This is a genomic window from Novosphingobium sp. G106 (assembly GCF_019075875.1).
Taxonomy (GTDB): Bacteria; Pseudomonadota; Alphaproteobacteria; order Sphingomonadales; family Sphingomonadaceae; genus Novosphingobium.
Genome location: NZ_JAHOOZ010000004.1, coordinates 190,206 through 212,688, shown reverse-complemented (window position 1 = coordinate 212,688; position 22,483 = coordinate 190,206). Strand labels below are relative to the sequence as shown.

The 22,483-nt window shown below is 64.0% G+C and carries 18 protein-coding genes; 5 read left to right on the top strand and 13 right to left on the bottom strand.

Annotated elements, in window-relative coordinates:
- Positions 1-94 precede the first annotated feature (94 nt).
- Positions 95-2,002, bottom strand: coding sequence for a cytochrome c/FTR1 family iron permease (locus tag KRR38_RS34820; RefSeq protein ID WP_217408317.1), 1,908 nt, complete (start codon positions 2,000-2,002; stop codon positions 95-97).
- A gap of 185 nt (positions 2,003-2,187) precedes the next feature.
- Positions 2,188-2,607, bottom strand: a complete 420-nt coding sequence (locus KRR38_RS34815) for a helix-turn-helix domain-containing protein (RefSeq protein ID WP_013833391.1) — start codon at positions 2,605-2,607, stop codon at positions 2,188-2,190.
- Between the two features lie 67 nt (positions 2,608-2,674).
- Here KRR38_RS34815 and KRR38_RS34810 point away from each other — a divergent pair, with 67 nt between their 5' ends.
- Positions 2,675-5,197, top strand: a complete 2,523-nt coding sequence (locus KRR38_RS34810) for a cation-translocating P-type ATPase (RefSeq protein WP_254515922.1) — start codon at positions 2,675-2,677, stop codon at positions 5,195-5,197.
- Positions 5,198-5,262: 65 nt separating this feature from the next.
- A complete protein-coding gene (locus KRR38_RS34805; protein WP_217408316.1) occupies positions 5,263-6,135 on the top strand; it encodes an undecaprenyl-diphosphate phosphatase in 873 nt (290 codons plus the stop codon).
- Between the two features lie 73 nt (positions 6,136-6,208).
- On the opposite strand, the gene KRR38_RS34800 is transcribed toward KRR38_RS34805, so the two are convergent.
- From KRR38_RS34800 to KRR38_RS34775, 6 genes are all read right to left on the bottom strand, one after another.
- A complete protein-coding gene (locus KRR38_RS34800; RefSeq protein ID WP_217408315.1) occupies positions 6,209-6,412 on the bottom strand; it encodes a hypothetical protein in 204 nt (67 codons plus the stop codon).
- A gap of 95 nt (positions 6,413-6,507) precedes the next feature.
- Positions 6,508-9,744, bottom strand: a complete 3,237-nt coding sequence (locus tag KRR38_RS34795; RefSeq protein WP_217408314.1) for an efflux RND transporter permease subunit — start codon at positions 9,742-9,744, stop codon at positions 6,508-6,510.
- Positions 9,741-10,895 (bottom strand): efflux RND transporter periplasmic adaptor subunit, encoded by a 1,155-nt coding sequence (locus KRR38_RS34790; RefSeq protein WP_217408313.1) that lies wholly within the window; start codon positions 10,893-10,895, stop codon positions 9,741-9,743. Before KRR38_RS34790 ends, KRR38_RS34795 begins: the two co-directional genes overlap by 4 nt.
- Complete coding sequence (locus KRR38_RS34785; RefSeq protein ID WP_217408312.1) at positions 10,892-12,160, bottom strand: TolC family protein; 1,269 nt, start codon at positions 12,158-12,160, stop codon at positions 10,892-10,894. The genes KRR38_RS34790 and KRR38_RS34785 overlap by 4 nt, the downstream gene beginning before the upstream one ends.
- 51 nt (positions 12,161-12,211) lie before the next feature.
- Positions 12,212-12,712 (bottom strand): hypothetical protein, encoded by a 501-nt coding sequence (locus tag KRR38_RS34780; protein WP_217408311.1) that lies wholly within the window; start codon positions 12,710-12,712, stop codon positions 12,212-12,214.
- Positions 12,666-14,003, bottom strand: a complete 1,338-nt coding sequence (locus KRR38_RS34775; RefSeq protein ID WP_217408310.1) for an MFS transporter — start codon at positions 14,001-14,003, stop codon at positions 12,666-12,668. The genes KRR38_RS34780 and KRR38_RS34775 overlap by 47 nt, the downstream gene beginning before the upstream one ends.
- 117 nt (positions 14,004-14,120) lie before the next feature.
- On the opposite strand from KRR38_RS34775, the gene KRR38_RS34770 reads away from it, so the two are divergent.
- The 3 genes from KRR38_RS34770 to KRR38_RS34760 are packed head-to-tail and all read left to right on the top strand — an operon-like array spanning position 14,121 to position 15,479.
- Positions 14,121-14,390 (top strand): metal-sensing transcriptional repressor, encoded by a 270-nt coding sequence (locus tag KRR38_RS34770; RefSeq protein WP_217408309.1) that lies wholly within the window; start codon positions 14,121-14,123, stop codon positions 14,388-14,390.
- A gap of 48 nt (positions 14,391-14,438) precedes the next feature.
- Positions 14,439-14,540, top strand: a complete 102-nt coding sequence (locus KRR38_RS38170) for a hypothetical protein (RefSeq protein WP_217408378.1) — start codon at positions 14,439-14,441, stop codon at positions 14,538-14,540.
- Positions 14,541-14,576: 36 nt separating this feature from the next.
- Complete coding sequence (locus KRR38_RS34760) at positions 14,577-15,479, top strand: YncE family protein (protein ID WP_217408308.1); 903 nt, start codon at positions 14,577-14,579, stop codon at positions 15,477-15,479.
- 188 nt (positions 15,480-15,667) lie between these two features.
- Here the strand turns inward: KRR38_RS34760 and KRR38_RS34755 are convergent, their stop codons facing one another.
- From KRR38_RS34755 to KRR38_RS34735, 5 genes are all read right to left on the bottom strand, one after another.
- Entirely contained in the window at positions 15,668-16,057 is a 390-nt protein-coding gene (locus KRR38_RS34755) for a copper-binding protein (RefSeq protein WP_217408307.1), read from the bottom strand.
- A 68-nt stretch (positions 16,058-16,125) separates the two neighbouring features.
- On the bottom strand, positions 16,126-16,482 hold the full coding sequence (locus tag KRR38_RS34750) for a copper-binding protein (RefSeq protein WP_254515920.1): 357 nt from the start codon (positions 16,480-16,482) through the stop codon (positions 16,126-16,128).
- Positions 16,483-16,484: 2 nt separating this feature from the next.
- The gene (locus KRR38_RS34745; RefSeq protein WP_217408306.1) at positions 16,485-19,640 is read right to left on the bottom strand and encodes an efflux RND transporter permease subunit; all 3,156 of its coding nucleotides are present in this window, start codon (positions 19,638-19,640) and stop codon (positions 16,485-16,487) included.
- The gene (locus KRR38_RS34740) at positions 19,637-21,127 is read right to left on the bottom strand and encodes an efflux RND transporter periplasmic adaptor subunit (protein ID WP_217408305.1); all 1,491 of its coding nucleotides are present in this window, start codon (positions 21,125-21,127) and stop codon (positions 19,637-19,639) included. Before KRR38_RS34740 ends, KRR38_RS34745 begins: the two co-directional genes overlap by 4 nt.
- Positions 21,124-22,353, bottom strand: coding sequence for a TolC family protein (locus tag KRR38_RS34735; RefSeq protein ID WP_217408304.1), 1,230 nt, complete (start codon positions 22,351-22,353; stop codon positions 21,124-21,126). The genes KRR38_RS34740 and KRR38_RS34735 overlap by 4 nt, the downstream gene beginning before the upstream one ends.
- Positions 22,354-22,483 lie beyond the last annotated feature (130 nt).

Here is a 22,483-nt window from a genome sequence, read left to right as displayed (position 1 = left end):
CTCAATTTCCGACTTGCGTAAACATTGTGCGGCCTAATGCACCCTCTAGTTGCTATAGGGTCAAGAAGAATTTTTCCGGCTTGCTCGAAACCCATCAGGCGGCTGCAGCCCGGCGACGATTCAGGACAAATCCCCCGCCCACGGCCACAAGCATCAGCAACTGCGCGCCCATCGACTGGAGTGTTGGAAAGATGCCGAGCATCGAAACGCGAATGCCGCCGGCAAACGGTGCGATGTCGATGATGCCTGCTTCCTGTAGCGCCGCCACGCCCTTGCCAGCGAGCACGACTGTGAGGATAGCCATCAGCCACGCGCTGTAGGCGAAGAATTTCGCGATCGGCAGGTCGCGGCTGTACCGCAGCATAGCCCAGGCGATGAGGCCGAGCAGCAGGATCGCCGTGCCCGCGCCCGCCAGCATCATGCCTCCATTGCCTTGGGTCCAGAGCGCCGCGTAGAACAGGATCGTCTCGAACACCTCGCGATAGACGACGACAAAGGCGAGACCGAACAGGAACCAAGCCGACTGCCGCGACAGCGCGCGCGACATCTTCTCGCGGATGTAGCGTTGCCATTGATCCGCCTGCGCCTTGCCATGCATCCAGATCCCCACCGACAGAAGAACGACGGCTGCAAACAGCGACCCGAACCCTTCGGTCAATTCACGGCTCGCGCCGCTGATCCCGATTGCGTAGGTAGCGACCGCCCAGGTCAGGGCGCCCGCCGCCAGCGCGCCGATCCAGCCGGCATGGACATAAGGCAGCACTTCGGGCCGCTCGGCTTTGCGCAGGAAGGCGATCATCGCAACGACGATCAGCAGCGCTTCAAGGCCCTCGCGCAGCAGGATGGTGAGAGCGCCGACGAAGGTCGATGCACTGCTCGCCGCGTCCGGAGACATCGCAGCTTCCGCGTCATCGAACAGACCACCGAGCACCTGGACGCGGGTCGCCACCTCGTCGGCCGGGCGGCCTTGCTGGAGCGATGCGCGGAATTCGCCCATGGCGCTCTCGATATGCCCCATAAGCGTTGCGTCACGCGCGGTCAGCATGGGTTCGAGCGGCTCGAACCCGTCGAGATAGGCCGACAGCGCTAATTCCTGCGCCGCATGGCGATTGCCCGCGCGATAGGCCGCGAGGCTCTGCGCCAGTTTGCCCCGCGCCACGTCGAGCGAGCCCGGTGCCTGCTGAACCACGGCTTCAGGGTGGCGGCGCAGATAGGCTATGATCGCATCGGCCTGCTCGGGCCCCATGCTCTTGGCGAGCGTTTCCGGGGTCAGCCCGGCCAGTGCCGTCAGATCGGGAATCCGTTGGCGAAGGCTGGGATCGGCTTTCCATAGCCGTTCGCCTTCCTTAGCGGCCGCATCGGAAAAGGCGAAATGCCCCGCATAGAAGGCAAGCGCCCAGCGATCGTCTGACGGCAGCGACGAGAAGCTCTGCATCGCGGTGCCGTCGATACCCTGGTCGATCACCTGATAGAGCGCGAAGGGGCTGCGCTGGCGAGCGCGGGTGAGATCGGTGAACGCGATCGGCGGGGTGGCGAGCTTGGCGGCGTTCGGGCCATGACCATCGCCGGCCGCACCGTGGCAGCTCGCGCAATTCTGGGCGAAGAGCGTCGCACCACGGGCGAAATCGGGTGCCTTGGCCGGAGCAAGCGGGACCGGATAGGCTTTGAGCAAATCGGCGGCGAGACCATGGGCAAGATCGGCAACCTGGCTCGGCGAGCCCTTGGCGGCAACGACCGCCTGAAGCCGTGTCGCGCCCTCGAGAAGCCGGGCGCGTTCAGGCGTTGGCGGCAGCGTTGCGAGGCGCGCGGAGACCGACGCCGCGAACTCGGTCATTTCAGCATATTCGGAGGCATTCTTGATCCTGCCTCCGGAGACCGCACCACCATAGTCGACCGCCATATAGTCGAGAAGCCGCCATGCGGTCTGGACATCCGCCGTTTCGGCCTGGGCGATGGCGCTTGCACCCAGTGTACAGAACACGGCACCAAGTATCGCCAACATGCGGAGCGCCCATCGGTGGCGTGAGGGCACTTGCACGCGAATCGGCAAAAGGCGGAGGCGGGACGGGGACGTAAACATCCGCCTCCTTTAGACCCTCTAGCAGCTAGAGGGTCAAGCTGTTTTGCGACTTGTTTGCATTAGCGCGACTGACCGCAAAAAATGATCCCGAGTCTACCCCGCCCCTCCTAACCGCCCGCCACGGAATCCGGCGCCAGGGTCTCGATGATCCGGCACTCGGAAATGGTGCCCTGCCCGCACTGGACGATAACGCTGCTCAGTTCGGATCTGAGGGTATTCAGATCCCGAAGCTTCCGGTCGATCTCGGCGAGATGTTCGCGGGCGATCGTGTCGACGGCCTTGCACGAAATGTCTTTCTGGTCCGCGAGCTTGAGAAGCTCCTGGACCTGGTCGATCGAGAAACCCAGCGCGCGTGCCCGGCGGATGAAGCTGAGCCGTGCGAGATGCTGCGCGGAATAGGCCCGATAATTGCCCTTCGTTCGCCCCGGCGGGGCAAGCAAGCCTACACTCTCATAGTAGCGAATTGTCTCGACCTTCGTCCCTGTCGCTTTCGCGAGCTTTCCAATGCTGAGTAGCTCGACGGACATATCGGTTGACCCTCTAGTAACTTCAGACTTTATAGAGGGTGTCATGTCGAAGAGTCGAGGTGACGATATGGTCGAGCAAACCGACGCGCACGCTATCGCGATGGGCCGCTGGTGGCGTTTCAAGGTCCACGGGCTCGACTGCCAGAATGAGGTCCGGCTTCTCAAGGCAGTCCTCGTCCCGCTTGTCGGGGACGAGCAGCTGTTGTCGTTCCAGCCGAAGCGCGGTCTCCTCGATGTCGATGTCGAGTCCGGCATCGTGGTGGAGGCGCTGATCGCGGCCGTATCGACCACCGGAATGACAGCCGAATTGCAAACCGCGGATGCATTCGCGGAGGATAAAGTAGAGGCCGGCGGTTGCAGCAGCTGCTCGGGCGAACCGACGCCTGTCGAACAGATGCTTCCTGACCGTCCGAATAGCGTCATCTTCAAAATCCACGGCATGGACTGCGGTGACGAAGTCGCGGTGCTCAAGCGCGAAGTCGGGCCGGTCGTCGGGTTGGAGAAGCTATCGTTCGATCTCATCAATGGCCGCATGTCGGTCGCGGGTGCTACCGACGCCCTACATCACATCGAAATATTGAAGGCGGTCGAGCGCACCGGCATGCGCGCCGAGCTCTGGAAAGAAGGCGTGAACAGTGCCGGCGCGCAAGCCGATCAGCGTCGGCGCCGCATCCAGGCGGCGCTGACGATCGCGAGCGGCGTGTTGGTCGTGGCGGGCTTTGCGATCCATGTCCGCGCGAGCGGCCTCGCCGCGGTGTTGCACGAGAGTCTGGCGCGGGAGGCTCATCCTCCCTTCCTCGCCATGATCGCCTATTCCCTGGCGATCCTCTCGGCGGTTCGGTACGTCGCCCCCAAGGCGGTCCTCGCGGCACGGCGGCTCCGGCCGGACATGAACCTGCTCATGATCGTCGCGGTGGCGGGCGCCCTCGGCATCGGGCAATGGTTCGAAGCGGCGACCGTGGCGTTCTTCTTCGCGCTTGCTCTCGCCCTCGAGGCATGGAGCCTTGGACGTGCCCGCCGCGCCGTCGCGGCGCTCATGGACATCGCGCCTGACTCTGCCCGAATACGGGATGCCGCAGGCGTCGAGAAGGATGTGCCGGTCGCCGACGTCGCGGTCGGAACGCAAGTGATCGTTCCGCCCGGCGGAAAAATTCCGCTCGATGGGCGTGTGGTTGCGGGGACGAGCGCGGTCGATCAGGCGCCGATTACAGGCGAGAGCGTACCCGTTACAGTCGCGCAAGGCGCAATGGTCTTTGCAGGAACCATCAACGGCATGGGCGCGATCGAGATCGCAACGACCCGGCCCGCTTCGGACACGACGCTCGCCCGTATCGTGCGCATGGTTGGTGAAGCGCAGAGCAAGCGTGCGCCGACCGAACAATGGGTGGAACGCTTCGCACGGATCTACACACCGGTGGTGATGGCGCTTGCGCTGGCGGTGTTCCTCGTGCCGCCGTTTCTGCTCGGGGGCAGTTGGGCCGCTTGGTTTTATCAGGCGCTGGTACTGCTTGTCATCGCCTGCCCCTGCGCCCTCGTCATCTCGACCCCCGTCAGCATCGTTGCGGGACTGACCGGTGCAGCCAGGCAGGGTATCCTGGTCAAAGGTGGCGTCCATCTCGAAACGCCTGCCCGCATCACCGCGATCGCCATGGACAAGACAGGGACGCTCACGCTTGGACGTCCCAAGGTGATCGAACTGATACCGCTCGGCGACCGGGACGAACTTGAGCTGCTGGCGGTTGCTGCCGCCATCGAAGCTCGAAGCGAACATCCTATTGCGCGTGCGATTCTCGATGCCGCAGCGGAACGCGGTGTTGACGTGGTCCCCGCAAAGGCCGTGACGGCGGTGCCCGGCAAAGGCGTCGTTGGCACGATCGATGGTCGGGAGGCCTGGGTCGGATCCCCGGGTTATCTTGAAGAGCGACTTGGGGCAGCCGGCAATGCTGCGCTTGCCGCCCAATTGCATCGTATCGCCGCCGCGGGATTGACCGGGATTATTGTCGGTGAGGCAAAGTCGGTCATCGGATTAATCGCGGTCGGTGACGCGATGCGTCCCGAGGCCCGACAGATCGTCGCGCAACTGCATGAACTTGGCATCGCGCAGATCGTCATGCTGACCGGTGACAGTCGCGCGCCTGCCCAGGCCATCGCGCGCGCGACCGGCGTGGATGAGGTTCACGCCGAGCTCCTTCCCGAACAAAAGGTCGCGGCGATAGAAAGGCTGGTAGCGCAGCACGGCCTCGTCGCCATGGTCGGTGACGGCGTCAATGATGCGCCGGCGATGGCGCGCTCGGGCCTAGGCATCGCCATGGGCGCGATTGGCAGCGATGCGGCGATCGAGACAGCGGATATCGCGCTGATGCAGGACGATCTCTCTCGCCTGCCGTGGCTCATCCGGCATTCGAGGGCGACGCTCGCCGTCATCCGGCAGAACATCGGCTTCTCGCTGGCCATAAAACTCGTTTTCGCAGGTTTGACGCTGCTTGGCATGGCGTCGCTCTGGGGCGCGATCGCTGCGGATGTCGGCGCATCCCTCCTGGTCGTGCTCAATGGTATGCGTCTTGTGGGTCGCGACCAGCGAGTTCGATAATCCGGTCACCCAGGCAGCGAAGCAACGATCTACGCTCATCCACCACCCAATAGGACCGCACTGCTATGACCGGACAATGTGCCGCAGGCGTCGACACTGGCTTCGTGACACTGGGTTATGCCAAGGTTGCCATATTGGGCGTGGTGCAAGGTATCACCGAACTCCTGCCGATTTCATCGACCGCCCATATGCGCGTCGTGCCGGCCCTCTTGGGCTGGCGAGATCCCGGCTCGGCTTTTTCGGCCGCGATGCAACTCGCCGCGCTCGCCGCCGTGGTCAGTTATTTCTGGCAGGATGTCCGCCGCCTGGCGGTCGGTTCCGTGTCGGCGATCGGCCGTCGGCAGTTCGCCAATCCCGATCTCCGTCTGGCGATCTGGATCGCGCTCGCCACGGTTCCGATCGTACTGGCGGGTGCTCTGCTGTCCAACAGCCTCAATACATGCAACTCTCCCTTTCGCGCCCTCCCCGTGATTGGCTGGGCTTGCATGGCGATGGCGGGGCTGATGGGGCTCAGCGAGCTTCTGGCGCGCCACAGCCGCAGTGTTGAGAAGGCATCGCTGATTGATGCGCTGCTCGTCGGGCTCGCGCAGGTTGGTGCCCTTATTCCAGGCGTATCGCGCTCAGGATCGACGCTCACTGCCGCGCTCGCGCTCGGATTCAAGCGCGAGGAAGCGGCCCGCTTCTCGTTTCTGCTGGGCATTCCGGCTATCGCTCTGGCGGGATCGAAGGAACTATGGGAGTTGCACAAAACCCATCTCGACATGCATGGCTGGTCCGTTCTGGCGGTCGGCCTGGTTGTCGCGTCCGTTTCGGCATTCGCCGCGATCTGGGCGCTGATGCGCGTCCTTGAGCGGTTCTCCGCCTGGCCGTTCGTGATCTATCGGGGAATGCTGGGCGTTCTTCTGCTCGTTGCGACCGCCAAGACCTGGCTCGTTTGAATCGGGCGCTCAGGTAATCGAATCCACAGGTGCAGCTAACGATCATGCAGCGAAATCACTCTCCTGTCCCGTATCAACGGCCGGATGGCGGCACCGTGGTCAAGTCGACCTCCTGTCCGGTTCGGAGCGTTTCGAGCAGCATCAGGCTTTGATGGCCGAGCTGTGGCGTGGTGCGCAGCAGCTCCATCAACTCGGCCTCCGTCTCCACGATGATCGGATAGTGACGGCCGAGCGGAAGAGTCGGACCGGCGAAGCGATATGGAATGTCCAGCACCATGATATCCGGAAATGTCGCGATCGGAGGGTGACTTCTCAAACGACATGCTTCCCGCGACAAGCCGCCCTGACGATATTCGCAAGGGCGGCCTACCTTCACACCTTCACCAGTTGCGCAGGCGGCTCTGTGGTAGTTCTCCGTTTTGCCAATATTCGGAACATCAGCGCGGAGATCGCCGGAAGAACGAGCAGCGTCAGAGCCGTCGAGGTGATGAGGCCGCCGATCACGACGGTCGCAAGTGGTCGTTGCACCTCGGCTCCCGTACCGGTGGCGAGCGCCATCGGGATGAAGCCGAGGCTCGCGACCAGAGCAGTCATCAGCACCGGCCGTACACGTTCCATCGCGCCACCAATGATGGCGCCGTCAATCCCTTCGCCATCGTCAAGCCGCTTACGGATAGCGCTCATCATGACAAGGCCGTTGAGGACTGCCACACCTGAGAGCGCGATGAATCCAACAGATGCCGTGATGGAGAAGGGTATCCCCCGCATGGCCAGAGCGAACACACCGCCGGCCAGGGCCATGGGAACGGCTGTGAATACGACGAGGGCCGGCCAGGCACCGCCCAACGCCATATAGAGCAATGCGAAGATCAGGACGAAGCAAAGTGGCACGACGATTGCCAACCGCTCGGAGGCCGACTGAAGGCTCTCGAACTGGCCGCCCCACTCGGTGAAGGTGCCAGCGGGCAGTTTCACATCGGCGATCTTCGCCTGGGCTTCGGTAACGAACCCGCCGAGATCGCGGCCGCGCACATTGGCCTGGATGACGACCATCCGCTTACCGTTCTCCCGGCTGATCTGGTTGAGCCCCTCGGTGTAGGTGAAGCGCGCCACTTCGCTGAGCGGGATGGAACGCGCGTTCCCGGCACCGTTGGATGGTAGCATGACCGGGATCGAGCCCAGCGTCTCGATATCGTCGCGCTGTGCGTCGGGCAGACGCACCACGACATCGAACCGCCGGTCGCCTTCGAACAACAAACCTGCCTCGCGGCCGCCAAGTGCGGCCGCGACCGTACTGGCGACCTCTTCGACCGACAGGCCGTAACGGCCCGCCGCCTGGCGATCGACCTTGATGTCGAAAGTCGGTGCGCCCGATGTCTGTTCCGCCTGCACGTCCGCCGCGCCTGGAATGGTTCGCAGCGCGGTCGCGATTCGGCCTCCCGCCTCGCTCATCGCGTCCAGGTCGTCGCCATAGAGCTTGACCGCGACGTCCGAGCGGACGCCCGCGATCAGCTCGTTGAACCGCATCTGGATCGGCTGCTGGATCTCCGTACGGTTGCCGATCAGCGGCTTCATCCGCTCCTCGATCCGCCGAAGGATATCCTCCTTGGACTTGACCTCGGCCGGCCACTCCTTTTCAGGCTTGGGAATGACATAGGTGTCCGAAGCGTTCGGGGGCATGGGATCGGTGCCGAGATCGGCATTGCCGTTCTTGGAAAAGACCAGCGCTACCTCCGGCAACGTCTTCAATGCATTTTCGATCTGAAGCTGCATCGCTGTCGACTGGTCGATCGAGGCGGACGGAATACGGAAGTTGGTGACCGTGATGTCCTTCTCATCGAGCTGCGGCATGAACTCCTGTCCGAGCGTGCCGAACAGCAGCACCGCGGCGGCAAAAACGCCCACGCCGCCGAGGATGAACGGCATTGGCCGCGCTACGGCGCGGGTGAGCGCCGGCTGATATTTCTCCTTGAACCAGCGGATCGGTTTGACCTCGGTCTCGCTGACCTTGCCGGTCACCAGCAACGCGACCATCGCCGGTACGAAGGTGATCGAGAGGATGAACGCGCTGGCCAGTGCCAACATCAGAGTGATCGCCATCGGGGCGAACGTCTTGCCCTCGACGCCCTGAAAGGTGAGCAGCGGTATGAACACGAGGAAGATGATGGCCTGGCCATAGACGGTCGGCCGAACCATCTCCTGCGCGGCATGGGTGGTTTCGGTCAAGCGTTCGAGCCGGGTTAAGAGCCTTCCTTCCTTGTGCTGCCTCTCGGCGAGGCGCCGGAGCGCGTTTTCGACGATGATGACGGCGCCATCGACGATCAGGCCGAAGTCGAGCGCGCCCAGACTCATAAGATTGCCCGAGACACCAAGCTCATTCATACCCGCAGCGGTCATCAGCATGGTGATCGGGATCACCGCCGCCGTGATGAGCGCCGCGCGGATATTGCCGAGCAGCAAGAACAGCACCACGATGACAAGGAGCGCGCCTTCCACAAGGTTCTTTTCGACCGTAGCGATGGTCGCATTGACCAGTTTCGAACGGTTATAGGCCTGGCTTGCGACAACATCCGGCGGCAGGGTCTTGTTGATCTCGACCAGCTTGTCGGCGACGCGGTTGGCAACGATGCGGCTGTTCTCGCCAGTGAGCATCAAAATCGTCGAGATGACCGCCTCCGATCCACCGACGCTGCCCGATCCGGTACGCACCGCGCCGCCGATGACGACCTGGCCGACATCCTTCACGCGCACCGGAACGCCAGCGCGTGTGGCGATGACCGCCTCTTCTATGTCGGAGACCGAACGCAACCGCGCGTCGGCCCGGACGAGGAAGGATTCACCGGCACGGCGGATATAGTTGGAGCCCGCCGACAGATTCGATCGTTCAAGTGCGTCGGCCAACTCGGTGACCGAGATGCCAAAGGATGCCAGCGCGGTCAGATTGGGTTCGACGACATATTGCTTCACATAGCCGCCGTTGGAATCGACCCCGGCGACACCCTGGACAGTCCGCATCTGCGGGCGGATGATCCAATCCTGGACCGTGCGCAGATAAGCCGCCTTGGCGACCACTGTCGTCAGTTTCTCGCCCTCGGGCGTCAGATAGGAACCGTCGGACTGCCAGCCAGGCTGACCGTCGATGACCTTCACGCCCTTGCCGTCCGGATGTACGAACGCAACGCTGAACATGAATATCTCGCCGAGGCCCGTGGTCAGCGGCGCGAGTTGGGGCTGCACCCCGGCAGGAAGGCTGTCCTTGGCCTGCGCGAGCCGTTCAGTCACCTGTTGCCGAGCGAAATAGATGTTGGTGCTATCCTTGAAGACGGCGGTGACCTGGCTGAACCCATTACGCGTGAGCGAGCGGGTCATCTGGAGGCCGGGAATACCGGCAAGCGCGGTTTCGACCGGGAAGGTGACCTGCTTCTCCATATCGACCGGACCAAGGGTGGGCACGAAGCTGTTGATCTGGACCTGCCGATTGGTGACGTCGGGCACCGCATCGATTGGTAGCAATGTGATCTGCCAGGCGCCGAACAGGACGACGAGGAAGGTAACGAACGCAACAGCCCATCGCGCTCTGACCGAAAGCCCTAATATCCGCGCGATCATTCCGCCGACTCCTTGCCAAGCTCGGCCTTGAGCAGGAAGGCGTTGGTGGTGGCGATCATCGTGTTTGCAGGGACGCCTGAGACGATCTCGACCATACCGCTGCTGCGCGTGCCAATGCGCACAGTCTGCGCCTTGAACCCCTGGCGGGTTCGCACGAACACCACCGTGCGATCGCCGATCGTCTGGACCGCGTCCTGCGGCACGCTCACGCCCAACGCCGCACCGCCGCCGCTGGCGAAGATACGTGCCTGGACGAGCTGGCCTGGCGCGATCAGACCACCACCGCCGCTTGGCGTTACGACCACCGTTGCTTGCCGCGTCTGCGGGTCGATCACGCCCGTCGCTGAGCGAACCCGGCCTTCGACCTTCTGGCCGTCGTTGGTCGTCAGCTCGACCCTGTCGCCAGCCTTCGCAAGCGATGCATCCGCTGCTGGCACGCTCGCCTCGATCTGGAGGCGACGCGGATCGGCGACACGGAACAACTCGGTCTCGGCCTGGACAGACGCGCCGAGATTGACGGGTGCGGATATTATGCGGCCGGAGATCGAGCTGATCACGGCAACCGACCGGCCATCGCCTGATACCTTTGCCGCACTGGCAGCAGCGCTCGCCTGCCGGGCTTCGGCCTGCGCGACCGCAAGGTTCGCCTCGGCCGTCTCATAGTCGGCCCGCGGCGACACGCCCTGGGCCAGCAAAGTGCGTTCGCGCGCCAATTGCCGGCTTGCGAGCGTAACCCGCGCGGCGGCCGCACTGCGATCCGCGGCGATAGCCGACGCCTCGCGGCTCTCAACAAGGGCAATCGTTTCGCCCGCCGAGACTGGATCGCCGATCCGCTTGAAAATCCGGGTGACGGTTCCTGCTGCCCGGGCAGTGAGCACCGCTTCGGCATCGGGTGTTGCCTCGACGGTGGCGCTCGCGAGGATTATGCCGGCAACGCCACCGGCTGCCGCTGGTGCGACGCCTATGCCTGAGGTCTTGATGCCGTCTTCGCTGATCGCGACGGTGTCGGTTGGAACGGTCGAGACCGCGGCCGCCGTCTCGGCTTTCGGTGCGGACGGACCCGTCACACGGGCGATTCCGAAACCGGCAAGAGCGGCGAGGACGAGACCGATCGCGGCCCCTGCGTAGAGCTTGTTGCGTTCGGGGTTCATTGGATCTCATCTCCGGAAAAGGTGCGGCCCTGAAGGCGGGCGAGCTGCGCGCGCGCCTCGAAACTGGCGCCTTTGGCGTCGAGGACGATGCCCCGCGCCTCTCCGAGGCCGTGACGGGCGTTCAGCAGCTCGACGAGCGGGGACTTGCCGGCTTCATAGGCAATGCGAGCAAGGCGATAGGTTTCTTCCGCAGTTCTTTGCGATGCCTCCGCAGCGGCAACCCGCGACTGTGCGGCCGTAATCTGCGCGCCGGCCGCGCGGGCTTCGGCAATCGCATCGTTGCGGGCCATGGCCAGCCTTGCGGCGGCTGCCTGCGCCTCCGCTTGCGAGGCGGCGATATTGCCGCGGTTGCGATCGAAGATGTTGAGCGGGATTGAGACGCCCGCCGTCAGAGCGGTCGCATCCTCGTAGTCGAGACGTCGAACCCCGACGATCGCCGTCACATCGGGGATCGCCCGCTTCTGTTCGACGGTCAGCCGACGTTCGGCGGCCTCTCGCTCTGCCTGAGCAGCGAGATAGGACGAACTCGTCATCGGATCGACGGGGCCGTAAGTTGGTGCTGCGACGGGCGTGGCCAAGAGCGATTCCGATAAGCCGGTAAAGGTCTCCTCGACGCCGGCGAGTGCGGAGAGGCGGGCATAGGCCGCAATGCGATCCGCTTTCGCCCCCTCGAGATCGGCGCTGACCGCGTACAGCGCGGCCTCTGCTTGCAGGGCGCGCAGCCGCGCTTCCTTGCCGGCATCGACCAGAGCGCGAGCGGCACGCAGGACCTCCTGCGCTTGCTCGACCTCGCCTTCGACCAGCAGGATCCTCTGGTCCGCGACGTCCGCTGCTGCATAAGTGCGTGCAAGATCATAAGCGTAGCGGATCTTCGCATCGCGATCGCGGGCGCGGGACGCGGCGACGCCCGCCTCTCCGGCTGCGATCCTCGCCGAACGCTTGCCGCCGATTTCCAACGGCTGGCTATATTGCAGCGTCGTCTCGGCGCGATCGACCCCACGATAAGGAGACGATCCCGCGACATTCTCGGTGAGAATGCTTACGCTCGGATTGGGCCGGGCGCGGGCCTGGCGCGCAAGACCTTCGGACCGACGGACATCGGCTTCGCTTTCGGCGCGCCGGGGTGCGTCGGCGGTCTGGCGCAGAAGTGTAGCGAACGGCGGCGCCACTTGCGCCTGTGCGGGTCCGCACAGCGCCGCGACACACGTCGCGACCATCATGCCGGACACCACGCGACGTGGCAGCCGGCCCATAAAGGCTCTCATATTCTTATCCCCAAAAAGGCTGAAACGACGGCACGCGCTATGCGCGTGAATTCAGCCTCGCGGCGGGCGCAGGATCGCCAGGGGAGCGAGGGAACGTGCCGCTTTTGCTGACGCAAGCGTCCAGATTTCGGCGACAGGCTTCATCAGCACCGCAACCACGGGCGGCGCAGGCACGACGATCGTCTGCAGCACCGCATGGGCCGCCAGATGCATCAGGTCGGCCGTGTCCGGCTGCTCGGCCGGGGCGTGATCATGATGATCCCGATCTACACTGACGACATGGCCGGCATCGTGGACATGCGGCTTCGCGTCGTGCCAGGTGGCGAGCGCAAGCATCCCGAACAGCGCCAGAATCGCCGATAGCGCAAAAAGGCGTATGCGAACGCAGGCCCCAACCGGAGTGCGCAATCTGATCGACGATGCCGTCATCTCGCTGGAGGTATCGCGAACACGGTCGGTCCACAAGCGCGCCGCATGGCAGCAATCGTAACAGCCCAGACGAAAATCATTGGCGTGGCCAACGCTGATGAAGATCGTCGATGACGAACGCATGCTCCCTCGCCTCCCCGTGATCGCCGCGCAGATGGGGATGATTTGGGGCGAGGTCCGCATGATCATGGGCCACCGTATCGGGATCGGCGCTGGGCCAGAGCCACATGGCGGCCAGGGTTCCGGCAGCCGCGATCGCCGCCATTGCGGAAAAAGCCGCCGTCTGCCCAATGCTGGCGCCCAATTGACCCACCAGGGGATAGCAGATCAGCCAGCAGCAATGGCTGAGCGCGAATTGCGCGGCAAACAAGGCAGGCCGATCGTCGGCATTGGCCGACCGTCGAAGCAACCGGCCCGATGGCGTCACGCTCATCGAATAGGCGATACCGAGTATGAACCAGCCGATCAGGATCATGCGCCAATAGTCAGGCGCTGCCCCAAAGCTTGCGGTCAGCACTGCCAATATGGCCAGACCGATCGTCATTGCTGCCGCAGCACCAATCATGATCGTACGATCGGCAACCCGATCGAGGATTCGCGGCAAAGTCAGCGCGGCCAGGATCGAACCTCCGCCGAAAGCAGCAAGCGTGAAGGCAACATCGCGCTGTGTGAGGCCGAGATTGCCACGCACGATAACCACCGTGTTGACGATGACCATCGAGCTGGCCGCGGCTGACGCGAGTGTCAGCGCCAGCAGCCCGCGCAGGCGCGGCGTCTTCAGATAGATGCGCGTACCGCGCGTGGTCTTTGCGTAGATGCCGCCACTTCTTGGTTCGGATTTCGCAGCACGCGGCAGGACTGTCGTCACGACGAGCAGCGCGGAGCACAAAAATCCAATCGCCGTACCTGAGAAGAGCCAGTGGAAGTTGATGACAGTCAACAGCCCAGCAGCGAGGATCGGGCTGGTCAGGCTTTCCATGTCATAGGCGAGACGCGACAGCGACAGCGCGCGGGTATAGTCGCGCTCTTCCGGCAGGATATCCGGGATGGTTGCCTGGAAGGTCGGCGTGAACGCCGCGGAGGCCGATTGCAGCACGAAGATGAGAATATAGACCTGCCAGACCTGACTCACGAACGGCAGGCAGATCGCCACCGCCATCCGTACGAGATCCATGCTGACAAGAAAGGCGCGGCGCGGCAGGCGGTCGGCAAAAGCACCAACGACCGGTGCGACGCCGATATAGGCGACCATCTTGATCGCGAGCGCCGTGCCGAGCACCGCGCCCGCGCTGCCACCGGCGATGTCGTAGGCAAGCAGGCCCAGCGCCACCGTTGCGAGCCCCGTACCGATGAGCGCGATGACCTGGGCTAGGAACAGGTGGCGGTATGTACGGTTCGCTAGGACGGAGAGCACGTTGCATTGTCCAGTCTGAGTCGGGCCCATCCCCCATGGGGGATATAGGCAGCGCTTGAGCTATCCCCCCAGGGAGGATATGTAAAGCCATGCAGCGTGTTGCACGGAGTTTTGCGGATGACGGAACACAGGCACGAAAGTCACCCCGCGATCGTCAAGCGCCTCAACCGAGCGGGCGGTCATCTGCGGAGCATCGTCGAAATGATCGAGGCGGGGCGGTCGTGTGTCGATGTTGCCCAGCAGCTCCATGCCGTCGAAAAGGCTGTCTCCAGCGCGAAAAGAGCGCTGATTAACGACCATATCGATCATTGCCTCGCCCATGCCGAAGTAAGCGATGGTGTCGGATCGGCGGTCGAGGAGTTCCGGACGATCTCCAAGTATCTCTAGGATCTTTCGCGCGAATTTGATCGGACTGTTGACGAGCACGCTTATGCGATCGACTATGGCGCCAAGGTAGCCGCCTATGTTGATGGGTTTAGGGGCAAGATGAACTGGACATCCGCCGATACCCGGTTCGCGAAAACGACGGCAGGCTAAGGAGCAAGCAGAAGGCAAGAGGGATCTGGTAAGCTGATGTGGCGAAAGGCTCTTCGGTTCGTCGGCATAGTGTCGGCGCTGTCGGTCGCTACCAGTTGTAGCGCCGCGCCGCGGGTGGTCGCGGCCACCGACCCGTCGTCACCGTTGAAGCTTGAGCGGATCATTCCGCTGCCCGGCGTCTCCGGGCGGATCGATCATCTTACGCTCGATACGGCACATGGGCGGCTTTTCGTGGCGGAATACGGTAACGGCACGGTCGACGAGATCGATCTGGCCGGCGGTCGCCCGATCGGCCGGATCGTCGGGCTGCACGAACCGCAAGGCGTTGCCTATCTCGATCGTCTGAATGAGATCGTCGTCGCCTGCGGCGATGGTTCGGTCCATTTCTATGCCGCTTCCGATCGCCGTGAAGTAGCGCAACTCGACCTTGGCGACGATGCCGACAATGTCCAGATCGACAGCCGCAACGGGCATGTGATCATCGGGTTCGGTGGAGGCGGACTGGCGATCATCGATCCTGCGGATGCCCAGATCCTGAGCCGGGTATCGCTCGCAGGTCACCCCGAGGGCTTCCGGCTGAAGGGTTCCCGAGCCTGGATCAACATCCCCGATCGTGGAGCGATCGTGGCCTATCGGGTGCCGGCCGCGCTTCAGCGCCGGGAGGCCGACACGGGGAATGTCATCGAGACGCTGCCCGCGTGCGGTGACGCCGACGATCTCTTCCTCGATGGCGATCGCCAGTATCTTATCTGCGGCGCGGGCCACATCGATGTCTCAACGCCCTCGCCCGCGCATGACGCCAGCGTTCGGGTCAGCACTGCGCCGGGCGCTCGCACCGGCCTGTTTTCACCCGAACTCGAAAAGCTTTTTATAGCGGTTCCGGCCCGAGGTCAGCCCGCCGCAATTTGGATTCTGGCCGCTGCCGTGGGCCATCGCTGAACCAATACGCCAGTGGCGGTAGTTTGTTCGATCAACCTTCCGGCCCCGGGCGAAGGCGATCAATCTTGGTAAGGTTGCCAATCTTGGTAGGGTTGCGCTGATGCCTGCCCGGAGATCAGGCATCAGCGCAAATGTTCACTGACTTGGCCGGCTGCGGCGCCATGCAAGTGGACGGCGCAGCGCATCCCCTATTGCTTGTGGATGGCGGTCACCTCACCCGCGCTGCCAGTCAGCGTGACATCGAAATCAACCTTCTCGCCGACCTTTGTCGCATCGGTGATCGCGGGCGCTGCCTTGAATGCCATCGTCATCGCCGGCCATTTGGCTTCGGGGATCGGACCATGATCAAGCGTGATGGTGCCCGCGGTCTTGTCAATCGCTGTGACCGTGCCATGACCCTTGGCCTTGATGGCCGAGGTCGCGGTGGGCGCCATCGCCATGTTGCCCATGTCGCCGCTCATGGTCGCGGCGGGCGCCGCCTGGTTGGTCTCGGCCGCAACGGGCGTTTCCGCCTTCTTGCCGCAGGCGGCGGTCAGGGCGGCAAGGCCGAGGGCAATAGTCAGTCGTACATAGTGCATGGTCATCTCCATCTTAAATCCGGTTACGGGGTGGCGGTTGGATTAAATTCGAGTGCTTTGGTGAACTTCTATTTCGTCCGAACCGCTGTCACTTCGGCTGCCATGCCATGGGTTCGGACGTCGAATCCAATCGTCTGCCCCACGCTAAGGCCACGAAGCAGTGTCGGGGGACTGGCCTTGAAGGTCATCGTCATGGCCGGCCAACTTACTGATGGGATCGCGCCGTGGCGGATCGTCAGCGTATTGGCCTTCGTGTCGATCGCGGTGATGACACCCGTGCCTTGTCCGGTCTTCGCAGCAGGCGCCGGGCGATCCATGCCGGCCATACCAGGCATGGCTTTCATATCGCCGCCCATCATTTGGGCAACTACGGGGGTAGCGCTGAAGCTACTAAGGGCGAGCATGACCGTCAGATACGTTCTCATGACTAACTCCTGTGCTGAGAGGTTGGTACAGCGTCGGAATGACGTTGTTTTGGGCGGCGCAGCAGCAAGTAGGCTGCGGGCAGAACGAACATGGAGAGCAGCGGCGCAGTGAGCATGCCGCCTATCATCGGCGCGGCGATCCGGCTCATGACCTCGGAGCCGGCGCCCGACCCGAGCAGGATCGGCAGCAGGCCGGCGAGGATGACCGCGACCGTCATCGCCTTGGGCCGGACGCGCAGCAGCGCGCCTTCGCGCACCGCCGCCTCGACCTGCGCGGCATCCGGATCGGCTTCGCGCTCCTCCAGGGCGTTCTTGAGGTAGATCAGCATCACGACGCCGAACTCGGCGGAAACACCGGCAAGCGCGATGAACCCAACCCCGGTGGCCACCGACTGGTTGAAGCCGAGCAGGTAGAGCGTCCAGATGCCGCCGGTGAGCGCGAACGGCAACGTGCCCATGATCAGCGCTGCCTCGTCGAACCGGCCGAAGATAATGTAGAGCAGCACGAAGATAATCAGCAGAGTCGCCGGCACGACCAGCTTCAGCTTGTCGACCGCGCGCTGGAGATATTCGAACTGACCGGAGTAGGCGATGCTCACACCCGGCGAGAGCTTCACCTGTTTCGCGACCGCGCGTTGCAGGTCGCCGACCACCGACGCGAGATCGCGCCCGCGCACGTCAACATAGACCCAGGTTGAAGGCCGGGCATTCTCGGTCTTGAGCATCGGTGGTCCTTCGGCGATCGAAACCTTCGCAACCGTACCGAGCGTGATCTGCTGGCCCGATGGGGTCAGGATCGGGAGCGTCCGCAGACCCTCCAGGCTGTCGCGCAGCTCGCGCGGATAGCGCACACTGATCGGGTAGCGGGCAAGCCCCTCGACCGTTTCGCCGATCGTCTCACCACCGACCGCGCCTGAGACGATCGCCTGCACGTCGGTGATGTTGAGCCCGAATCGGGCCGCCGCGGCACGGTCGATATCGACATCGACATAGCGCCCACCGGTGAGCCGCTCCGCGAGCGCGGAAGAGACGCCCGGCACGGTCTTGGCGACCGTCTCGACATCATGGGCGACGCGATCGAGCTGGGCGAGATCGGCGCCCGACACCTTGACCCCGATCGGGCTCTTGATGCCGGTCGCCAGCATGTCGATCCGATTGCGGATCGGTGGCACCCAGACATTGGCGAGGCCGGGCAGCTTCACCGTGCGGTCAAGCTCATCGACCAGCTTGTCCGGCGTCATGCCCGGCCGCCATTGGTCACGCGGCTTGAACTGGATGGTGGTCTCGAACATCTCGAGCGGCGCCGGATCGGTCGCGGTCTCGGCGCGTCCGGCCTTGCCGAACACGCTCTCGACCTCGGGCACGGTCTTGATCAGCCGGTCGGTCTGCTGGAGCAGTTGCGAGGCTTTCGCCGCCGACAGTCCCGGCAGTGCCGAGGGCATGTAGAGCAGATCGCCTTCGTCCATATTGGGCATGAACTCGCCGCCGAGGCGTGTGAGCGGCCAGGCCGTGGTCGCGAAGGCGAGCGCGGCGATCAGCAGCACCGTTTTCGGCTTTCGCATCGTCCAGTCGATCGCGGGCCGGTAAAGGTTGGTCAGCCAGCGATTGACCGGATTGGCCTGCTCTGCGGGGATGCGGCCCCGGATCAGCCAGCCCATCAGGATCGGCACCAAAGTCACCGACAGGATCGCCGCCGACGCCATCGCATAGGTCTTGGTGAAGGCGAGTGGCGCGAACAGCCGCCCTTCCTGTCCTTCGAGTGTAAACACCGGAATGAAGGACAGCGTGATGATCAGCAGGCTGAAGAACAACGCCGGTCCGACCTCGGCCGCGGCCTCGGTGACGACGATCCAGCGCATTTCACCCTCGAGATGTTTGCCTTCATGCTTCTCTTCCCAACGCTCGATCTGCTTGTGGGCATTCTCGATCATCACCACGGCCGCATCAACCATCGCGCCGATCGCGATGGCGATGCCGCCCAAGGACATGATGTTGGCATTGACCCCCTGGAAGCGCATCACGACAAAGGCGGCAAGCACGCCCAGTGGCAGGGTCAGAATTGCAACCAGCGCCGAACGGACGTGCCATAGGAACAGGCCACAGACCAATGCTACGACGATGAACTCCTCGATGAGCTTGTGGGTTAGATTGTCGACGGCGCGGTCGATGAGCTGCGAGCGGTCATAGACCGTCACCACCTCGACGCCCGGCGGCAGGCTCTTCTTCAGGTCCGCCAGCTTGTCCTTAACTGCCGCAATCGTCTCGCGGGCATTCTTGCCCGAGCGCAATATCACCACACCGCCCGCGACTTCGCCTTCGCCGTTCAGCTCGGCGATGCCGCGCCGCATCTCCGGGCCAATCTGGATGGTGGCGACATCGCCAAGACGGACAGGCACGCCGCTCGCCGCTGTCCGCAGCGGAATCGCCCGGAAGTCGTCGAGCGTCTTAAGATAGCCCGAGGCGCGGACCATATATTCGGCCTCGGCCATCTCCAGCACCGAGCCGCCCGCTTCCTGGTTGGCCTTTTGGATGGCATCGACTGCTTGGGCGTGGGTGACGCCGTAGGCAGCGAGTTTCACCGGATCGAGCAGCACCTGATATTGCTTGACCATGCCGCCGATGCTGGCGACTTCGGCGACGCCGGGAACGGTCTTCAACTCGTAGCGCAGGAACCAGTCCTGAAACCCGCGAAGCTGGGCAAGATCGTGGCGACCGGTGCGGTCGACCAAGGCATATTCATAGACCCAGCCGACCCCGGTCGCGTCCGGCCCAAGCGCGCTGCGGGCGCTCGCCGGCAACCGGCCCTGCACCTGATTGAGATATTCGAGCACGCGGCTGCGCGCCCAATAGAGGTCGGTGCCGTCCTCGAAGATCACATAGACGAAGCTGTCGCCGAAGAAGCTATAGCCGCGCACCGTCTTGGCCCCCGGCACCGACAACATCGTGGTGGTGAGCGGATAGGTAACCTGATTCTCGACGATCTGCGGTGCTTGGCCCGGATAGGACGTGCGGATGATGACCTGCGTATCGGAGAGGTCAGGCAGCGCGTCGATCGCGGTCGATCGCACCGCCCAGACGCCCATGCCGATGAGGGCCAGTACGCCGATCAGAACGAAGAAGCGGTTCCTGACCGACCAGCGGATGAGATGAGCGATCACTGGCTCGCCACCTTCACCATACGTCGTACCGTTGGCCCCGCGGGAGGTTGATCGAAGCCGAAGCGGACACGATCGCCCGCCTTCAGGCCACGCGCGATCTTTGGATCGGGAAGCTGGAAGGTCATTGTCATCGCCGGCCAGCCGATCGCCGGCACCGGCTCATGGCTGAGCGTCACCGAAGTGGCGGTGATCTGTTCGATCTTGCCGACGGTCTCGTAGAGCACGGCGGTAGCTGCGGGTTTGGCGGCTGCCGGCGGCGTGCCGCTGCCGATCGGCCGCGCCTGAACTCCTGACAGGCTCGCCTCGGAATCGATGAGGAACTGGCCCGACGCGACGATTTTCTCACCCTCGCTCAGACCCGCCAATATCTCGGTATCGTCACCGGATTCGCGCCCGGCTTGCACCTCGGCGGGCCGGTAGCGCCCCTTGTCGAGCGCGAGCATCACCAAGGTCCGCTTGCCGGTACGGATCAGCGCTTCGGACGGTACGAGCAATACCGGTTGCGTGGCTCCGCCGAATGACACTGTCGCGAACATGCCGGGGCGTAGACGCCCGCCACGATTAGGCAGCTCGATCCGGACGGTCAGCGTTCGGCTGTCGACCTGGGTCTCGGGCAGGATCGCCGACACACGCCCGGAGATGGTCTCGCCAGGGAAAGCGGCAAGTGTGGCCTGCACGGTTTGTCCGGGTTTGAGTGGACCGGCGATGGCTTCGGGTACGGCGGCATTGAGCCAGACCGTACCGAGGCCGTTGACCTCCGCGAGCGTCTGTCCTGCCGTCATGGTCATGCCGGCCCGCACCTCCAACGTCTTGATGACCCCGCCTGTCGGCGTGGAGATCGTCACGACATTGTGCGGCCGTCCCGTTCGCTCGACCGAAGCGATCGTGCCCGGCGCCATGCCGAGCAACATGAGCCGTTGGCGCGCCGCCTGGGTCAGCGCCGCGTTGCCGGTGCGGCGAACCGCAAGAAACTCGGCCTGTGCGCCGCCCCACTCTGGCACCAGGATATCGGCAAGGGGTGCGCCCGCGCCGACCACGTCACCCGGCGCGCGACCATAGACGCGCTGGACGAATCCCCCTGCACGCGCCTGCACGATCGCGACATCGCGCTGGTTGAAGCCGATCGTGCCGGTGGCGGTGAGGCTGCTGGCGAGCTCGCCGCGCCGAACCGCGACCGTGCGGAGGCCCAGCGTTTGCGAGGTCGCCGGGTCGATGCGGATACCCGGTGCGTCGCCGCCGCCTTCGTCGACATATTTGGGGATAGTCTTCATCCCCATCGACGAAAGCGTATCAGGATTGTTGTAATGCTCTTGCGGCACCATCGGATCGTACCAGTAGAGCACCTTCCGACCCGCATCTCCCGACTGCACTGGCGGTTCCCGCTGCCCGCCCAGATGGGCGATGCCATAGCCTACCCCACCGGCCACCAATGCGATCAGGGCGGCGGCAAGCCCCAGCCGGGCGCGCGGTGATATCTCGAGGCTCATCGGTCTTCGCTCCGGTATGTGAGGGTCAATCGGGCGCCGTCGGCGGCGACCAGGGCTTCGCGGTCGAGGACAGTGAGGGTCGCGTCGGCCAGCGCGACATAGGCGTCGGCGATCTCGACCAAACTGGCGCGTCCGGCTCCGTAGCTGGCTGTTTCCAATGTGACGCGCTGATCGGCGAGCGGGAGCAGCGTATCCCGCGCGCGCATCCACTGCTCATGGTGCATGACATGGTCGGCGAGATCGGATTCGAGGTCGGAGGCGAGCGCGCGCCGCGCAGCCTCGCGCTGGGCCATTACCCGCCCGGCATTGGCCTGAGCCTCAGCGATCTGGGCGTTCTGGCGATTGCGGGTGAAGAAGGGCAGACTGATTGTCACGCCGGCCGAAACGTAATCGCCGAAGCGGGGATCGCGACGCTGGTAGGCAAGGTTGACGCCGAAGTCGGACCGCCGGCCGGCATCGGCCATTTGGACATCGGCATCCGCCTGCCCGGATTGGGCATCGATCATCCGGATGGTTGGTTGACGATCGAGGCCGGCACGCAGTTCGGCCCCATCGACCGGGAACTCGGGGATTGGTCCAGCGATCTCAGGCGTGGGGTCGCCGGTCCAGCGGGTCAGGATCGCCCGTGCCCGCGCCACATTGGACACCAGCTCGCTCCGGCGATCCTGCATCGTCGCGACCGCCTGCTGCCCGGCAAGCGTCTGCGCCGGCCGTGCGTTGCCCGAAGCAACCGCACTGGTCGTGGTCCCTACCACGCGCTCCAGCCGGGACAGCACATCGTCGAGCGCGGCAAGTCTGCGCTCGGCATAAGCGAGATTGATCCAAGCCAAGGCCGTTCCGACCTCAACGGTGCGCGCCTCGACCGCGGTATCCGCCTCGGCCGCCTTGATGTCGCTATCGGCGCGCGCCTGCTGCGCATGGCGCTTGGCGAGATTGGGAATGTCCTGACTGACCCCAACCCGCGCCATCGTGAAGTCGTCACGATTGGGCTGGAACGCGAGCGGTCCCGAGATCGGAAAGCTCTCGATACCCACAGCCAGCGTCGGATCGGGCAGCGCGCCCGCCGCACCGCGCGCGGAACGGGCGGCATCGGTCCCAAGTGTCTTCGCTCGAATGGATGGAGCATCATGCTTCGCCTGGCGAAGCGCCGCATCGAAAGTGAGCGGACCGGCAAAGGCAATGCCGGGGATCGCCGCGAGCAGCGGCGCCAGAACAATCATTCGCATAGAGGTCTCCTGATCGGCAGGCCAGGACCGATGCGCGAGAAAGGCTACGGACAAACGGACGCCGGCGAAGGGGGCATTCTTCGCCGGCGCCACGCGCCCGGCCTTGGTCGTTATCGCTATCGGCCAGGCA

Coding starts and splice junctions, on each gene's coding strand:
- KRR38_RS34820 (WP_217408317.1), bottom strand. CDS start 2,002: ATGTTGGCGATACTTGGTGCCGTGTTCTGTACACTGGGTGCAAGCGCC.
- KRR38_RS34815 (WP_013833391.1), bottom strand. CDS start 2,607: ATGTCCGTCGAGCTACTCAGCATTGGAAAGCTCGCGAAAGCGACAGGG.
- KRR38_RS34810 (WP_254515922.1), top strand. CDS start 2,675: ATGGTCGAGCAAACCGACGCGCACGCTATCGCGATGGGCCGCTGGTGG.
- KRR38_RS34805 (WP_217408316.1), top strand. CDS start 5,263: ATGACCGGACAATGTGCCGCAGGCGTCGACACTGGCTTCGTGACACTG.
- KRR38_RS34800 (WP_217408315.1), bottom strand. CDS start 6,412: ATGGTGCTGGACATTCCATATCGCTTCGCCGGTCCGACTCTTCCGCTC.
- KRR38_RS34795 (WP_217408314.1), bottom strand. CDS start 9,744: ATGATCGCGCGGATATTAGGGCTTTCGGTCAGAGCGCGATGGGCTGTT.
- KRR38_RS34790 (WP_217408313.1), bottom strand. CDS start 10,895: ATGAACCCCGAACGCAACAAGCTCTACGCAGGGGCCGCGATCGGTCTC.
- KRR38_RS34785 (WP_217408312.1), bottom strand. CDS start 12,160: ATGAGAGCCTTTATGGGCCGGCTGCCACGTCGCGTGGTGTCCGGCATG.
- KRR38_RS34780 (WP_217408311.1), bottom strand. CDS start 12,712: ATGCGTTCGTCATCGACGATCTTCATCAGCGTTGGCCACGCCAATGAT.
- KRR38_RS34770 (WP_217408309.1), top strand. CDS start 14,121: ATGACGGAACACAGGCACGAAAGTCACCCCGCGATCGTCAAGCGCCTC.
- KRR38_RS34760 (WP_217408308.1), top strand. CDS start 14,577: ATGTGGCGAAAGGCTCTTCGGTTCGTCGGCATAGTGTCGGCGCTGTCG.
- KRR38_RS34755 (WP_217408307.1), bottom strand. CDS start 16,057: ATGCACTATGTACGACTGACTATTGCCCTCGGCCTTGCCGCCCTGACC.
- KRR38_RS34750 (WP_254515920.1), bottom strand. CDS start 16,482: ATGAGAACGTATCTGACGGTCATGCTCGCCCTTAGTAGCTTCAGCGCT.
- KRR38_RS34740 (WP_217408305.1), bottom strand. CDS start 21,127: ATGAGCCTCGAGATATCACCGCGCGCCCGGCTGGGGCTTGCCGCCGCC.
- KRR38_RS34735 (WP_217408304.1), bottom strand. CDS start 22,353: ATGCGAATGATTGTTCTGGCGCCGCTGCTCGCGGCGATCCCCGGCATT.